This window comes from Fontibacter flavus, from assembly GCF_042432905.1.
Classification (GTDB): domain Bacteria; phylum Bacteroidota; class Bacteroidia; order Cytophagales; family Cyclobacteriaceae; genus Fontibacter; species Fontibacter flavus.
In genome coordinates, this window is sequence record NZ_JBHLWI010000007.1 from 57,646 (window position 1) to 72,026 (window position 14,381).

General features: G+C 39.9%; 12 protein-coding genes. 6 read left to right on the forward strand and 6 right to left on the reverse strand.

From position 1 onward, the window contains the following. Nucleotides 1–16 precede the first annotated feature (16 nt). The 3 genes from ACFFIP_RS03735 to ACFFIP_RS03745 all read left to right on the forward strand — a co-directional run bounded on the left by ACFFIP_RS03735 (nt 17) and on the right by ACFFIP_RS03745 (nt 2,654). Complete coding sequence (locus ACFFIP_RS03735; protein WP_382386221.1) at nt 17–721, forward strand: CoA transferase subunit A; 705 nt, start codon at nt 17–19, stop codon at nt 719–721. Nucleotides 722–862: 141 nt separating this feature from the next. Further along, on the forward strand, nt 863–1,522 hold the full coding sequence (locus ACFFIP_RS03740) for a CoA transferase subunit B (RefSeq protein WP_382386222.1): 660 nt from the start codon (nt 863–865) through the stop codon (nt 1,520–1,522). 52 nt (nt 1,523–1,574) lie between these two features. Beyond that, nucleotides 1,575–2,654, forward strand: coding sequence for a CaiB/BaiF CoA transferase family protein (locus tag ACFFIP_RS03745; RefSeq protein WP_382386223.1), 1,080 nt, complete (start codon nt 1,575–1,577; stop codon nt 2,652–2,654). Nucleotides 2,655–2,669: 15 nt separating this feature from the next. On the opposite strand, the gene ACFFIP_RS03750 is transcribed toward ACFFIP_RS03745, so the two are convergent. The 3 genes from ACFFIP_RS03750 to purL form a co-directional block, all read right to left on the reverse strand. After that, nucleotides 2,670–3,620, reverse strand: coding sequence for a beta-1,6-N-acetylglucosaminyltransferase (locus ACFFIP_RS03750; protein ID WP_382386224.1), 951 nt, complete (start codon nt 3,618–3,620; stop codon nt 2,670–2,672). 162 nt (nt 3,621–3,782) lie between these two features. Continuing rightward, nucleotides 3,783–4,376, reverse strand: coding sequence for a DJ-1/PfpI family protein (locus ACFFIP_RS03755; RefSeq protein ID WP_382386225.1), 594 nt, complete (start codon nt 4,374–4,376; stop codon nt 3,783–3,785). Between the two features lie 71 nt (nt 4,377–4,447). Beyond that, nucleotides 4,448–8,131 (reverse strand): phosphoribosylformylglycinamidine synthase, encoded by a 3,684-nt coding sequence (gene purL / locus ACFFIP_RS03760; protein WP_382386226.1) that lies wholly within the window; start codon nt 8,129–8,131, stop codon nt 4,448–4,450. A gap of 291 nt (nt 8,132–8,422) precedes the next feature. Here purL and ACFFIP_RS03765 point away from each other — a divergent pair, with 291 nt between their 5' ends. After that, nucleotides 8,423–9,628 carry a DEAD/DEAH box helicase gene (locus ACFFIP_RS03765; protein ID WP_382386227.1) on the forward strand — a complete coding sequence of 402 codons (1,206 nt, stop codon included), beginning with the start codon at nt 8,423–8,425 and terminating at the stop codon, nt 9,626–9,628. 263 nt (nt 9,629–9,891) lie between these two features. Here the strand turns inward: ACFFIP_RS03765 and ACFFIP_RS03770 are convergent, their stop codons facing one another. From ACFFIP_RS03770 to ACFFIP_RS03780, 3 genes are all read right to left on the reverse strand, one after another. Beyond that, nucleotides 9,892–10,728, reverse strand: coding sequence for an alpha/beta hydrolase (locus tag ACFFIP_RS03770; protein WP_382386228.1), 837 nt, complete (start codon nt 10,726–10,728; stop codon nt 9,892–9,894). A gap of 4 nt (nt 10,729–10,732) precedes the next feature. Further along, nucleotides 10,733–11,629 carry a hypothetical protein gene (locus ACFFIP_RS03775; RefSeq protein ID WP_382386229.1) on the reverse strand — a complete coding sequence of 299 codons (897 nt, stop codon included), beginning with the start codon at nt 11,627–11,629 and terminating at the stop codon, nt 10,733–10,735. A gap of 314 nt (nt 11,630–11,943) precedes the next feature. After that, nucleotides 11,944–12,783, reverse strand: a complete 840-nt coding sequence (locus ACFFIP_RS03780; protein WP_382386230.1) for a 1,4-dihydroxy-2-naphthoyl-CoA synthase — start codon at nt 12,781–12,783, stop codon at nt 11,944–11,946. Between the two features lie 81 nt (nt 12,784–12,864). Between ACFFIP_RS03780 and ACFFIP_RS03785 the strand changes: the two genes are divergently transcribed. Continuing rightward, on the forward strand, nt 12,865–13,941 hold the full coding sequence (locus ACFFIP_RS03785; RefSeq protein ID WP_382386231.1) for an AMP-binding protein: 1,077 nt from the start codon (nt 12,865–12,867) through the stop codon (nt 13,939–13,941). Next, complete coding sequence (locus tag ACFFIP_RS03790; protein ID WP_382386232.1) at nt 13,938–14,360, forward strand: DUF2141 domain-containing protein; 423 nt, start codon at nt 13,938–13,940, stop codon at nt 14,358–14,360. Before ACFFIP_RS03785 ends, ACFFIP_RS03790 begins: the two co-directional genes overlap by 4 nt. Nucleotides 14,361–14,381 lie beyond the last annotated feature (21 nt).

The window sequence follows — 14,381 nt, forward strand, 5'->3', positions numbered from 1 at the left end:
CCAAAAACAACTCTATATGATCAATAAAACTGTAGAAAATGCTGAGGAAGCTACCAAAGATATCCCATCCGGGGCCGTTTTGATGCTGGGTGGATTTGGGCTTTCCGGTATTCCTGAAAATTGCATTTCCGCAATCTTAAAAAAGGACATTAATGGACTAACCTGTATTTCCAACAATGCTGGTGTGGATGATTTTGGCATTGGCCTTATGCTGAAAAAAAGAATGGTCAAAAAAATGATTTCTTCTTATGTGGGTGAAAACGCGGAATTTGAACGCCAACTACTTTCGGGAGAACTTGAAGTAGAGCTGATCCCGCAGGGCACCTTGGCTGAAAGAGTTAGAGCAGGTGGTGCCGGCATACCTGCATTTTTTACTCCTGCAGGTGTAGGTACTGAGGTAGCTGAGGGCAAAGAAATCAGAGAATTTGATGGAAAGTTATATGTGATGGAGAGGTGGCTCAAAGCAGACTTTACCTTTGTCAAAGCATGGAAAGGTGATACTGCCGGTAATTTGATCTATAGAGGAACTGCCAGAAATTTCAATCCGATGATGGCTGCTGCTGGAAAAATAACCATTGCCGAAGTCGAAGAATTGGTCCCTGCCGGTGAATTGGATCCTAACCAAATCCATACGCCGGGAATTTATGTTCAGAGAATTTTCCAAGGAAAAGATTACGAAAAGAGGATCGAGCAGAGGACGGTAAGTGAAGCGAAAGGTTAGAATAGAGAGATTAGAAGCAAGGAATTAGAGACAAGAGTCAGGATGAATTTCGGAGCTGGGAAGGTGGATTTAGAAAGTTAGTTTTCAGAAATCAGAGAAAGTACCAAATACATTTCTACAAAAAGAACAAAACCCAAAAGCATGCTTAATAAGAACCAAATAGCCCAAAGAATAGCCAAAGAGGTCAAAAACGGACAATATATTAACTTAGGAATAGGTATACCTACCCTAGTTGCCAATTATATCCCAGATAACCTAGAAGTAGTACTACAATCTGAAAACGGATTGCTTGGTATAGGCCCCTTCCCTACTGAAGATCAGATTGATCCTGATCTGATCAATGCAGGCAAACAGACCATTACCATGGTCAAAGGCTCTTCCCTCTTCAGTTCTGCTGAATCCTTTGCCATGATCAGGGGTGGGCATGTCCATCTGACGATTTTGGGGGCCATGGAGGTTTCAGAAAATGGAGATATTGCCAATTGGAAGATTCCAGGTAAAATGGTCAAAGGTATGGGTGGTGCTATGGACTTGGTAGCCTCAGCCGAAAATATCATCGTGGCCATGCAACATTGTAGTAAAGATGGTCAATCCAAATTACTGAAGAAATGTTCCCTTCCGCTGACAGGCCTGAGATGTGTAAAAAAAGTAGTCACTGACCTGGCTGTGTTGGAAGTGTTACCCGAAGGTGGATTCAAACTGTTGGAAAGAGCTCCAGAAGTAAGTGTTGAAGAAATAAAATCCAAAACCGAGGGAAGACTAGTCGTGGAAGGTGAAATTCCTGAAATGCAATTTGACTGAAAAACATGATCCTCTCTTACTCCCATAAGAGAGGATTTTTTATTAGTACAACATGAATATTTTCAAAAACCTCAAAGTCATTGAACTTTCGACAGTATTGTCAGGTCCTTTGGTCGGGACATTTTTTTCTGAATTGGGTGCTGAAGTGATCAAAATCGAAAATAGCAAAACTGGTGGTGACGTCACCCGAAGCTGGAAACTGTCTGGAGAAAATCCTAAACAAAGTATTTCTGCCTATTATGCAGCAGCCAATTACGGCAAAACATCCTTATTGAGAGATTTAAAAGATGAATCAGATTATCAGGAAATATTATCACTGGTAAAAAAAGCCGATATCGTTTTAGCCAATTTTAAGCCGGGTGATGCAATTACGCTCCGACTGGACTTCGAAACCTTGATTGAGATCAATCCTAAATTGGTTTATGGCGAAATCAAAGGATTCAGTGATCATGATCCAAGGGTAGCCTATGATGTGGTATTGCAGGCAGAGACAGGTTATATGTCCATGAACGGAGAACCTGATTCACCTCCATTGAAGATGCCTTTAGCTTTTATTGATATGCTCACAGCCCACCAATTAAAAGAAGGCATTTTATGTGCCCTGCTCCAAAGGTCAACAGATGGACTTGGTAGAAAAATAGAAGTTTCACTGTACGATTCAGCCATTGCATCATTGGCCAATCAGGCCTCCAATTGGCTGATGAATGGAAAAGTCCCCCAAAGGATGGGATCCTTACATCCCAATATTGCTCCTTATGGAGAAACTTTTATGTGCTCGGACGACAAGTGGATCGTCTTAGCCATTGGAAGCGATCAGCAGTTTGAAAAGTTATCTACAGTGTTAGAAATGCCTGACTTGAGCTTAGCCCCCCGATTCAACACTAATGCCAATCGGGTGCGGCATAGGCAGGCCTTGTCGTCAATACTCAAAGGGGAGTTCCTGAAAAAATCATTACCGGAATGGGCAATCTTACTTTTGGACAATCATCTCCCATTTGGTCAGATCAAAGACCTTCAAGCCGTTTTTGAAGAAGATCAGGCTAAGAAATTGATTTTGGAACAGGATATTGAAGGTGTTTCTTCGAGAAGAGTGAAAACAGTGGCTTTTAAAGTTTTGGATCAGGATTCCTAATTTCAACCACCTTGGTTAACTCACAATCTTATTGATTTCCAAATTCTTGTGTTTTAAGATTTTTTCATCAATGTTATCTAGTATTTGCCTTTCAATCTCAATGTCAAATTTCCTTGCGAATAATTTGCCTGGTGGTTGATCCATTAATTCCTGCAAATCATTTGCTTCAAATGTAACTGGAAGTTGACAGTTTTCTCGTGTCCAATTGACATAAGTTAGAGAATCTTCAATTGCTATTTTATGTCCTAATGATTTGAGGTGCATAATAATCGAATGAAAGAAAAATTTATCAGGAATGTGAGAATCAGCAAAAAAATTGAACAGCTCATCCCTGTTGTTTTGAATAAAATCATTCACTTTAATTAAATCTGAAACACCCATGGACCACCATTGTGACCCTCCGTAAAATTTCATGTTTAAATTTAGTTTACGCTTTTTGAAGGCAATTTTTAAAAACTGCCTTCGGGTAATATTTCCAAGTAAGAAATGGAACAGCGTTTTTAAATTGAAGCCTTTTAAAAGCAAAAAATTGTCTTTGTCGGAACCCTTATTTATTCGATAGTCGGTAATTCTTTTATTGAAGTTCTCCCAAACACTTCCTGCCTCATCTAGGTCGATAAAAATTTTATCCTTGTTTTTTAATAGGAACGAATTTACTTGAGGTAGAGATTTGATAGGATAATCACTGCCACTCATCAGGATACAAATGCCCTCTGAATGATTTTTCAGGGCATTCTCAATCAAATTTATAGTTGCGATAATAATACTGAAATCTCCCCATCCTGAATCAACCCTTTCTTTAATTAAGGTTACATTTTTCAGTTTATAGATTCGGGTAAATAAATTAAAATTTGATTTTAGATCCACATGAACATAAAAAGTGGAATCTTCATCATCAAGCGCCCTAATCTGTCTTTCCAGTTGATCTGGAGATTTGTGGGCCAAAATGAGATAGATTTTTTTCACAATTTTCCGTTTTTAGTTTATGCTCTTAAAAATTCTACCATGGGTTTAAGCTTAAGAACAAATAGAAAACAAAATCCCATATCATTTATAACAAAAACTGACCCAACTTTAAAAAATTGAAAAAGATTTTATTTAAGACTTGAAAAGACTTTGATCGTCATTTTACTCTATATGCTCTGACCATTCAATATATTTCGCCGTTTTTGACCTAATCAATTGTCCAAAAATTTTTCCCACCACATGTAAAGACAAATCCACACCGGAAGATACTCCTGCAGCAGTCATCACCTGTCCTGAATCCACAAATCTCATATTTCTTTGGGGAGTGGCATCTTGGGTGAGTGCCAACACATCCTCAAAGACTTCATGGTGGGTAGTAAAAGGCTTTCCATCTAGCAAACCCAATTTTGCCAATATTCTCGCACCGCTGCATACTGAATAAGTAACTTGGGTTTTTGGGATGACTTCACCCAACCAATTCATCAAATCCTGATCCTGCAATACAGACTTACTTCCATCCCCTCCCGGAATAACTAGAACATCCATTTGTTCAACTTGGGAATAGCTAATATCCGGAATTACCTTTAATCCATTTTTTGCAATGACTGGGGAAGTGTTTTTCCCTACCACCTTCACTTCTAATAAAGTGTAATCTGAAAGCTCAGAAGTCACCGAAAACACCTCAAATGGTCCGGCAAAGTCCAACACTTCTACCTCATCAAAAATCAAAATGGCTACTGATAATTTTTTTGACATTTTAAACTCCATTAATCATTGTACCTGATAATCAATAAAAAAACCAGGCCATAAGACCTGGTTTAAGATGATTATGAATTATTACTTACCCATTGATAAGCATTCACGAATGCCTCCACCCATGGGGTAATTTCTTCATTTTTTCTTTCCTCCGGATAATGTGCCCAGTTCCAAGGTTTCAATGAACGCTCGATGTGTGGCATAATCGCCAAATGTCTACCATCTTCTGATGCGATACCTGCCACAGCATAATCCGATCCATTTGGATTTCCGGGATAAGCTTCATAAGAATAAGTCATACCAATATGGTAAGCCGATTTTGTTTTTGGTAATTGGAATTTACCTTCTCCGTGGGCAATCCATACGCCAAGCCTTTGACCTGCCAAGCTCTTCAACATGACAGTATTGTTTTCAGGAATGCTCACATTGACAAAACCTGATTCAAATTTATGACTTGCATTATGTAGCATTTTTGGACGTTCATCATGTTCCGATGCTACCAGTCCCAATTCCACCATCAATTGGCAGCCATTACATACGCCTAAGCTTAGGGTATCTTTTCTGGCATAGAAATTATCCAAAGCCTGCTTGGCTTTCTCATTATAAAGGAAAGCACCGGCCCATCCTTTTGCAGACCCTAATACATCAGAGTTAGAGAATCCACCCACAAAAACTATCATCTGCACATCTTCCAAATTTTCTCTTCCCGTAATCAGATCGGTCATATGCACATCCTTTACATCAAATCCTGCCAACCACAAAGCATAAGCCATCTCTCTATCGCCATTCACACCTTTTTCACGGATAATGGCAGCCCTTTTTCCAGAGAGAGTTCTTCTGTATGGATTCAAGCCAAAAGCATCTAAAGTACCATGCCAGCTAGTCCCAAATTGGTATTGCAAAGGCTGAACCTTATAATGATTGAACCTGTCCAAAGCCAATTTTTCACCACTTTGCTTTCTGTCAAGCAAATAGGAAGACTTAAACCATGTGTCCCTCATTTCAGCTACCTGCAAACTCAGGTCGGTTCCAATCAACTCTACTTGACCATCTAATGTGACGTCAGCAATTGAGGTATAGGTGATTCCATGATTCTCGAGGACAGCTCTTGTCCTTTCAATATTTTTAACCTGGATTAAGACACCTGGATTTTCTGCAAAAAGTGCTTTAACCAAGTCTCTTTCTGCCAAACGGTCCAGTTTTACTTTCAAACCTATTTGGGTAGAAGGGAAACACATTTCCAACAAAGCAGTAATCAAACCTCCGGAAGAAATATCATGTCCTGCCAGGATTTCACCTTTTTCAATCAACTTCTGAACTACCATAAAGGCTGTTCCAAAGTACTGGCTATCCTTTACGTCCGGAGTTTCATTGCCCACTGTATTAAGAATCTGCGCAAAACTGGATCCTCCCAGTTTGGCAGTATCCTTTGAAAAGTCTATATAATAAATCTTACTTCCTGCTATCGGTTTCAAATCAGGAGATACCGTCAATACCGGATTTGAACATTCTCCAACAGTAGAAATGATAACTGTTCCAGGTGAATAAACTGTTTTCCCTCCAGGATACTTTTGTGTCATAGAAAGCGAATCCTTTCCGGTAGGCACATTAATGCCCAAGTCAATGGCAAATTCAGAAATAGCTTCTACTGCTCTGTACAACCTGTCATTTTCACCAGGGTTTTTGGCCGGCCACATCCAGTTGGCACTCAAGGAAACTCCCTGCAATCCATCTGTAATCGGCGCCCAAACCAAATTGGTCAATGCTTCCGCAATTGCCAACCGGGACCCTGCTTCAGGATTCGCCAATGCGGCCACAGGAGCATGTCCAATGGATGTAGCTATTCCCTTCTGACCGGTAAAATCCAAAGCCATCACAGCAACATCATTTAAAGGAAGTTGGATTTCCCCTGTCGTCTGTTGTTTGGCAACACGACCGGTTACCGAACGGTCCACTTTATTGGTCAACCAATCCTTGCAGGCCACTGCTTCTAATTGCAATACATCCTGAATATAGGACTTCAGCTGATCTGCCGAATAATTGGGTTCAGCAAATTTCGTCTTCTGTGGTTTATCTTCTAAAACTGTCTTAGGTGAACTGCCAAACATGTAAGCCAGATCCCAATCCACTGGTTTCTCGCCTGTTTGCTGGTTTTCAAACTTGAAATGCATATCGCCAGTGGTTTCACCCACGACATAAAATGGAGCTCTTTCTCTTTCCGCAATGCGTTGTAAAACTTCTACATCCTTTTCTTTTACCACCAAGCCCATTCTTTCCTGGGATTCATTCCCAATGATTTCCTTGGCGGATAAAGTTGGATCTCCAACTGGTAATTTTTCCAAATGGATGGTTCCACCGGTACTTTCCACCAATTCAGAAAGACAGTTTAAGTGGCCTCCTGCCCCATGGTCGTGTATAGAAACAATCGGGTTCTCATGACTCTCTGCCATAGCACGGATGACATTGGAAACCCTCTTTTGCATTTCAGGATTTGAACGTTGAATAGCGTTCAATTCAATCGCATTGGAAAATTCACCTGTAGCAACAGAAGATACAGCGCTACCGCCCATACCTATACGGTAATTGTCACCACCCATGATTATGATTTTATCACCTTTGTTCGGCTCGTTCTTTTTGGCATATTCTTTTCTTGTAAAACCTATACCACCGGCCAACATGATGACTTTATCAAAGCCATGAGACTTGTCATTTTCTTCATGTTCAAATGTCAAAACAGAACCACAGATCAAAGGCTGTCCGAATTTGTTACCAAAATCACTGGCTCCATTGGAAGCTTTGATCAGGATATCCATTGGAGTCTGGTACAACCATTTTCTCTCGGTTAAATTTTTCTCCCAGCTTCTACCCTTTTCTGATCTTGGATAGGAAGTCATATAGACCGCCGTACCAGCCAAGGGAATCGATGCTGTCCCTCCTGCCAACCTGTCCCTGATTTCACCTCCTGAACCGGTAGCGGCTCCGTTGAATGGCTCCACAGTTGTAGGGAAATTATGGGTTTCAGCTTTCAGTGAAATGACTGTTTCGATTGTTTCTGGTTCGAAGAAATCCGGTTTGTCCTGGGTTTTTGGAGCAAACTGCTGAGCTTTTGGACCTTCTATAAATGCCACATTATCCTTGTATGCCGAAACAATCCTATTGGGATGTCTTTTGGATGTTTCTTTGATCAATTGAAAAAGTGTTTTTTCCTTCTCTTCGCCATTAATCACAAAGGAACCATTAAAAATTTTGTGTCGACAATGCTCGGAATTGACTTGGCTAAATCCAAAAACCTCAGAATCTGTCAAAGGTCTCCCTAGTTGTTCGCTGACACCTTCCAAATATTCTACTTCCTCATCACTAAGCGCCAAACCTTCTTTTTGATTGTATGCTTTTATATCTAACACCTGAACTATTGGCTCCGGTTGTAAATGGATATCAAATATGTCCTGATCCAAACCCTCATATGCTTTTTGTAACATGGGATCAATCTGGTCTGTATCTTTGATCGGATAATATTCCTCTATTCGCTGAATGCCCTGAATACCCATATTGAGGGTTATTTCCACAGCATTAGTGGACCAAGGAGTGATCATTTCTTTTCTTGGACCGGCAAATTTCCCTTCCACCTTATCAGTGCTTAGGGGTTTTGCTTCTCCGAAAAGCCAAATGAGTTTGTCAATATCCTGTTGGTTAATTGGGCGATGTGCCTGAACTGCATAAATCAGGTCTTTGGGGGATTGGAAAAAGAGGATCATGTGAAGTTTTTTGAAGCCTTTTTTATGAAGAGACAAAGGTAGCTATTTGAAAGGAAAGGTAAAAGGAGGAATATTGAATCAAACCGCCAAAAATCAAAGATGCTTAAATGAAATGGAGGCATACGAAGTCAGGATTGGTCTGAAAATTCCATTAGAGTGACAATCCGGAGAAAAATACGTATATTTGCATCACTTTGTAAAAAGAAACGGCAAGTTGTAGGCCGGTTTTATTCAAATTCTCAGGCTGCCCAAGAATTTACAACATCTTTTCAGCCACCCCACACCCGCCCAATGGCATTTCAACAACTTAATTTAATTGAACCTATCCTCAAGGCACTGGCCAAGGAAGGTTACACCAACCCAACTCCTATTCAAGCACAGGCAATTCCATTGGCATTGAACGGGAATGATGTTTTGGGTTGCGCACAAACAGGAACCGGTAAAACAGCCGCCTTCTCTATTCCCATCATCCAGTTACTGGCCAACCAAAAACAAAGGAAGCCGGGCATCAAAGCGTTAATCCTTACCCCAACAAGGGAACTGGCGATACAAATCGATGAAAGTATTGCGGCATATAGTGCCTTTGCACAGATCAAACACACGGTAATTTTTGGGGGAGTATCCCAATTGCACCAAACAAATGCCTTAAAAAGAGGGGTTGATATATTAGTTGCGACCCCTGGAAGACTCCTTGACTTGATCAATCAAAAGTATATTGACCTGCGCCAACTCGAGTTTTTCGTCTTGGATGAAGCAGATCGTATGCTGGACATGGGATTCATCCATGATGTCAAAAAAATCATAGCGCTTTTACCACAAAAGCGTCAGACCATGTTTTTCTCTGCCACAATGCCTCCTGAAATCCAAAAGTTGGCTGATAGCTTGTTGAAAAATCCAAAACTGGTTGAAGTAACCCCTCCTTCTACGACTGTAGAGAAAATTGATCAAAGGCTTTATTACACCAACAAAAATGACAAAGCCAAACTCTTGCTTCATTTATTGAAAACTGAAGGGATAGGATCAGCTTTGGTCTTTACGAGAACCAAGCATGGTGCAGACAGAGTGGTCAAAGTCCTGCTAAAAGAAAACATCAAAGCTGCCGCCATCCATGGCAATAAAAGCCAAAATGCCAGACAGAATGCATTAAGTGGATTTAAGTCTGGAAAGTTGCGCATTCTGGTCGCCACAGATATCGCAGCTAGAGGAATTGACATCGACGAACTGGCAAACGTCTTCAATTACGATTTGCCCAATATTCCTGAAACTTACGTTCACCGTATCGGCAGAACAGGTCGGGCAGGAAATTCAGGGATGGCAATCTCTTTCTGCGATCAGGAAACAATCAAAGAATTGACCGATATTCAAAAACTTATCGGAATCAAGATCCCAGTGGTTGAAGAGCATCCATTTCAGATGGAAGGTGGAAGGGCTGCCGCTAAACCGGAATCAAAAAAACCAGCTAGAAACAACAATAACAGAAGATTTCAAAGGAGATAAATAATCATTGGATTTTGGCTAAAAGCAAATTTACCAGTTACTTATCTTCAAATAGTTTAAAGGCATACTTTTGAAGATGGGTAACTGGTATTTTTATGATTATCAGAGAATATCCCAGCAGATCCTTATTATAGGGTATCAGAATTCATTATGGCTGAATACCTTACTTATAAACTCTCGGCAAATATTTGGTTTGTCCCAATATTGAGGAAATACAAAAAATATTTCATCCCAACCTTAAACCCAGTGAACCAAGTTCCTTTTTATATCCTTTCCTTTAACCAGTTCAGGATATCATCCATTACTTTCTCCTTTTCAAATTCATTGAGAAGCTCATGATATAGCCCAGGGTACTTTTTGAAGGTTTTATCCAGTGAGGATATTTGAACGAAAAACTGCTCTGTTCCTTTCGGATTAGTAAGCCCATCTTCGCTGCCATGAAGCATCAAAACTGGATGCTTAAAGCTTTTTGAACCAGATTCAATTTTTTTCATCATCCTCAGTAACTCATATCCTGTACGGGCAGGAACGGCCTCGTGGTATACCAAAGGATCATCATCATATTTGCGGACTTCCTCCGGATCATGAGATATTTTGGTACTATCCAATTGAAGCACCTTGAGTTTTGGCATAATTTTGCTGACGATTGAAGAAGCTGCAATCAATAATTTAGAAACATCATCAGCTGGTTTTAAAGCTGCTGCACTGAGGATAATCCCCTTTGCTTCTGGATTATATTCCAGCGTATAGGCAGCTACTAATCCTCCCCCCATGCTGTGACCAAAAATAAAAGAAGGTATACCTGGGAAATAAGCTTTAACTTTTCCAAATAAAGCATTTATATCCTTTAAGTAATCCTCATAATTATCAAAATATACTGTAGGTTTAGGTAAAGATGATTTTCCATGTCCACGGCCATCAAAAGTAAAAACGGCAATATCCTGGTCCACTAACTTTTGTACAAAATGGCTATATCTTGAACTATGTTCACCTAGGCCATGAACTAAAAACAAAGAAGCTTTGGCTTCTTCAGGCATCCAAGCCTGTAAATACAATTCAAATTGATCGTGTGTGGTATATTTTGTTTCAAAATGTTTCATCCAATTAATTTGATTTGTTTTTTCCAATAGGGACTGTCAGGCCTAACCAGGGTACCGCTACGAAACTATCGCTGTAGCCTGTAACAGGAAATGCCAGTCCATAATCCAAACCTACTTCACCGATTATTGACCTTCCTCCAAAAGAAATCAATCCAAAAGTATCACTACCTGTATTGAGGATATAATTTTCAGTCAGCAAATATCCTCTTGGACCTACCCTTGTCATCCCACTGATGGTGATGGTTGGGCTATTGGCAATACCGCCATCTGCAAATCCCCAACCCAAACCCAAAGTAATATTCTGATCCTTATTGCCAAAGGTATTGACCCCATAAAGAATCCCAAAGGCTCCACCTTCACCAATGACTGTTCCGACCAAGGCCCCAGCTCCTAAGTTATACTTATCTTTCACAATAGGGATAGATACTTTGGGATTCACCCATACCGGCGTGGATGCTCCGGCAAACAAAAACAATGGGACTGTACCTACTGAGAAAGAAAAATTATCCGAAACACCAAATGTAAACTGATTGAAAAATATCCATACATTTTGATAGTAAGCTTCTCCCCGCTTTATTCCATAGCCGTTTGGTGCAAAAAAATACCGGGTAGATTGTGGGTTTTCGAACCATAATTTTCCATCCTTAATTCTTGCTGCACTGATAATCTCTCTGGATTGAATATCAATTTTTTGGATGGAAATCTCTCCAAATTTCTCAGTGATCAAAATGATTTTTTGATCATCTTCTGTAAAAACCTCACCGATAAACTCATTGCCATCCTTGGTTTTGATCCTAACAAGAATTGGTTCTGACTGGGTTTCCTGGGCCTTCAATATCAAGGTTGGTAAAATCAAAAAAAGAAGGATAAGTCCAAATGAAATAATTGTAGTTGTCTTCATAATAGTATGTGGTTAAAAGTTGTATCAATTTAAGGTGAAATTCTACAAAAAACAATATACCATTTCCTTCAATAATTCTAGTACAACTATCGTCTTCTATTAAAAAAATGAAGGGGGAAACTTAAGACTGACAGCCTTGTTAATTCCCCCTTTATTTTTCACAAAAGCCAGGATATTTTTATATATACCCTGATAAAGAAAAGGCCTATCAGTTCTTTAACCTTGTTAAACCTTTTCAATTAAAATCAATACGCAACACTAAAATTCAATTCTAGTTTCAATCAATTCAGACATGATCAAACACTTGAATTAAATTAAGGTATCCATTTGATATTCTTAAAGTTAGGCTTTCTCTTCTCAAGGAAAGCATTTCTACCTTCTTTGGCTTCTTCTGTCATATATGCCAATCTCGTTGCTTCCCCTGCAAACACCTGCTGTCCTACCATACCATCATCGGTCAGGTTCATGGCAAACTTCAACATCTTAATGGAAGTCGGAGATTTCTCAAGGATCTCTTGGGCCCATTGATAAGCAGTATCCTCCAATTCTTCGTGTGGAATTACAGCATTGACCATCCCCATTTCATAGGCGTCCTGAGCAGAATAATTCCTTCCCAAAAAGAAGATCTCCCTTGCCTTCTTTTGTCCAACCATTTTCGCCAAATAGGCGGAACCATACCCGCCATCAAAGCTGGTTACATCGGCATCGGTTTGTTTGAAAATTGCATGCTCTTTACTTGCCAAGGTCAGGTCACATACTACATGTAAACTATGTCCTCCACCTACAGCCCATCCTGGCACCACGGCGATCACAACCTTAGGCATAAAACGGATCAATCTCTGTACCTCCAAAATGTTTAAGCGATGGTAACCATCATCTCCCACATACCCTTGATGCCCTCTGGCCCTTTGGTCACCACCCGAACAAAAAGAATATACACCATCTTTGGGAGAAGGGCCTTCAGCAGACAAAAGTACAACTCCTATCGATGTATCCTCTTGGGCATCGTAGAAAGCATCATAAAGTTCTGCAGTAGTTTTAGGTCTGAATGCATTTCGGACTTCAGGCCTGTTAAAAGCAATTCTGGCAACACCATTACATTTTTTATAGGTGATATCTTCGTACTCTTTAGCGATTTTCCAATGTATATCCATGATAAATTGATTTAAATTTTCCCTGCAAGATAACAGCCTTACAGGAAATTTGTTGATTTTTGAGTATCCGAGTTTATCAAGATGGGAAAAATCATCATTCAGAATAGAGAATACAGCTTCGAGCAAATCAAAAATCAACAGTGGTCTGAACCTGACCTTTATTTTCATCAGGCCTTAACCTTCTGCCATCTATGGCTGACTGATGTTCAAGATTTTGAATTATCAACCTCTGGCTCTACTGGTGAACCAAAAACCATTACTGTTTTTCGACAGCAAATGGAAAAATCGGCGGCTGGAACAAGAGCTTTTTTTGAAATTGAACGTGGGTCAAATTTACTTTGTTGTCTCAATGTGTGGATGATTGCTGGGAAAATGATGCTGGTAAGAGGCTTAGAATGGGATGCTACCATATATTTGGTTCAGCCAAAGGAAAACCCTCTATTAGATATTCCTGATTTCATTTCTTTTGATTTTGTGGCCATGGTACCTATGCAGGTGACCGCCTGCTTGAATGAAACGAGCACCTTAGACAAGGTAAAAAACATCAAAACCCTGATCATTGGAGGTGCACCGAGTTCCCCAAGTCTTTTACAGAAAATAACCGATTTCAAGCTAAATGCTTATCAGACCTATGGCATGACCGAAACAGTATCTCATATTGCCTTAGCCAAAATCACCCAAGAAGCATTGACTTACACCTGCTTACCAGAAGTCAAAGTAGGTACAGACGGGGAAGGCAAGCTCTGGATTGAATCCCCTACCGCAAGAGAAAAAAGATTGTATACGAATGATATAGTCAAGATTTTGAACGATAGTCAATTCGAGTGGATTGGGAGATCTGATTTTACCATCAATTCAGGAGGTATTAAATTACAACCAGAAATTCTGGAACCCCTGATGGCTTCCACAGTTGAAAAAATATATGGTCTCTGCAATTTTTTCCTTATTGGCAAAGAGGATGAAAAACTAGGAGAAAAAATGGTATTGGTGTTGGAACAGCCGCTTAAGAATGAATCTCAGGCACAGGATTTGTTGAATGAATTAAAAACAGTGATGAATAGGTATCATATACCTCGTGAGATATTGATTGCTACATCATTTATGAAAACAGCTTCCGGTAAGATAAACCGACCAGCCACCTTAAAAAAAGCCAGATGAAATTCATTTTAGTTCTTCTTAGTTTGATGATGTTCTCCCACCAAAAGGATAATAGCAACCAACTTGTTTTGAATATCACCAACATTAAAAACAGTCAGGGAGTCATACGGGTTTTGCTTTTTAAAGATGGAAAAGGGTTTCCGGACACGCCCGAAAATGCATTCCAAAGTGCCAATGTAAAAATCGTGAACGGTAAGTCGACTGTTACTTTTGAAAACATTCCCAATGGTTTCTATGCCATATCTGTATTCCATGACAGCATGAATACAGGAAAGTTGCGGACAAATTCTTTTGGAATCCCTAAAGATGGCTATGGTTTTTCCAATAATGCTATGGGGACTTTTGGGCCTCCATCATTTGAAAAAGCAGCATTCGAGGTTTCTAGTGGTTCCAAATCCGTTGAGATACAATTACGCTGATTTCCTCTTACTGAGGCAATC

Coding starts and splice junctions, on each gene's coding strand:
- ACFFIP_RS03740 (WP_382386222.1), top strand. CDS start 863: ATGCTTAATAAGAACCAAATAGCCCAAAGAATAGCCAAAGAGGTCAAA.
- ACFFIP_RS03790 (WP_382386232.1), top strand. CDS start 13,938: ATGAAATTCATTTTAGTTCTTCTTAGTTTGATGATGTTCTCCCACCAA.
- ACFFIP_RS03735 (WP_382386221.1), top strand. CDS start 17: ATGATCAATAAAACTGTAGAAAATGCTGAGGAAGCTACCAAAGATATC.
- ACFFIP_RS03785 (WP_382386231.1), top strand. CDS start 12,865: ATGGGAAAAATCATCATTCAGAATAGAGAATACAGCTTCGAGCAAATC.
- ACFFIP_RS03775 (WP_382386229.1), bottom strand. CDS start 11,629: ATGAAGACAACTACAATTATTTCATTTGGACTTATCCTTCTTTTTTTG.
- ACFFIP_RS03765 (WP_382386227.1), top strand. CDS start 8,423: ATGGCATTTCAACAACTTAATTTAATTGAACCTATCCTCAAGGCACTG.
- ACFFIP_RS03780 (WP_382386230.1), bottom strand. CDS start 12,783: ATGGATATACATTGGAAAATCGCTAAAGAGTACGAAGATATCACCTAT.
- ACFFIP_RS03755 (WP_382386225.1), bottom strand. CDS start 4,376: ATGTCAAAAAAATTATCAGTAGCCATTTTGATTTTTGATGAGGTAGAA.
- ACFFIP_RS03745 (WP_382386223.1), top strand. CDS start 1,575: ATGAATATTTTCAAAAACCTCAAAGTCATTGAACTTTCGACAGTATTG.
- ACFFIP_RS03770 (WP_382386228.1), bottom strand. CDS start 10,728: ATGAAACATTTTGAAACAAAATATACCACACACGATCAATTTGAATTG.
- purL (WP_382386226.1), bottom strand. CDS start 8,131: ATGATCCTCTTTTTCCAATCCCCCAAAGACCTGATTTATGCAGTTCAG.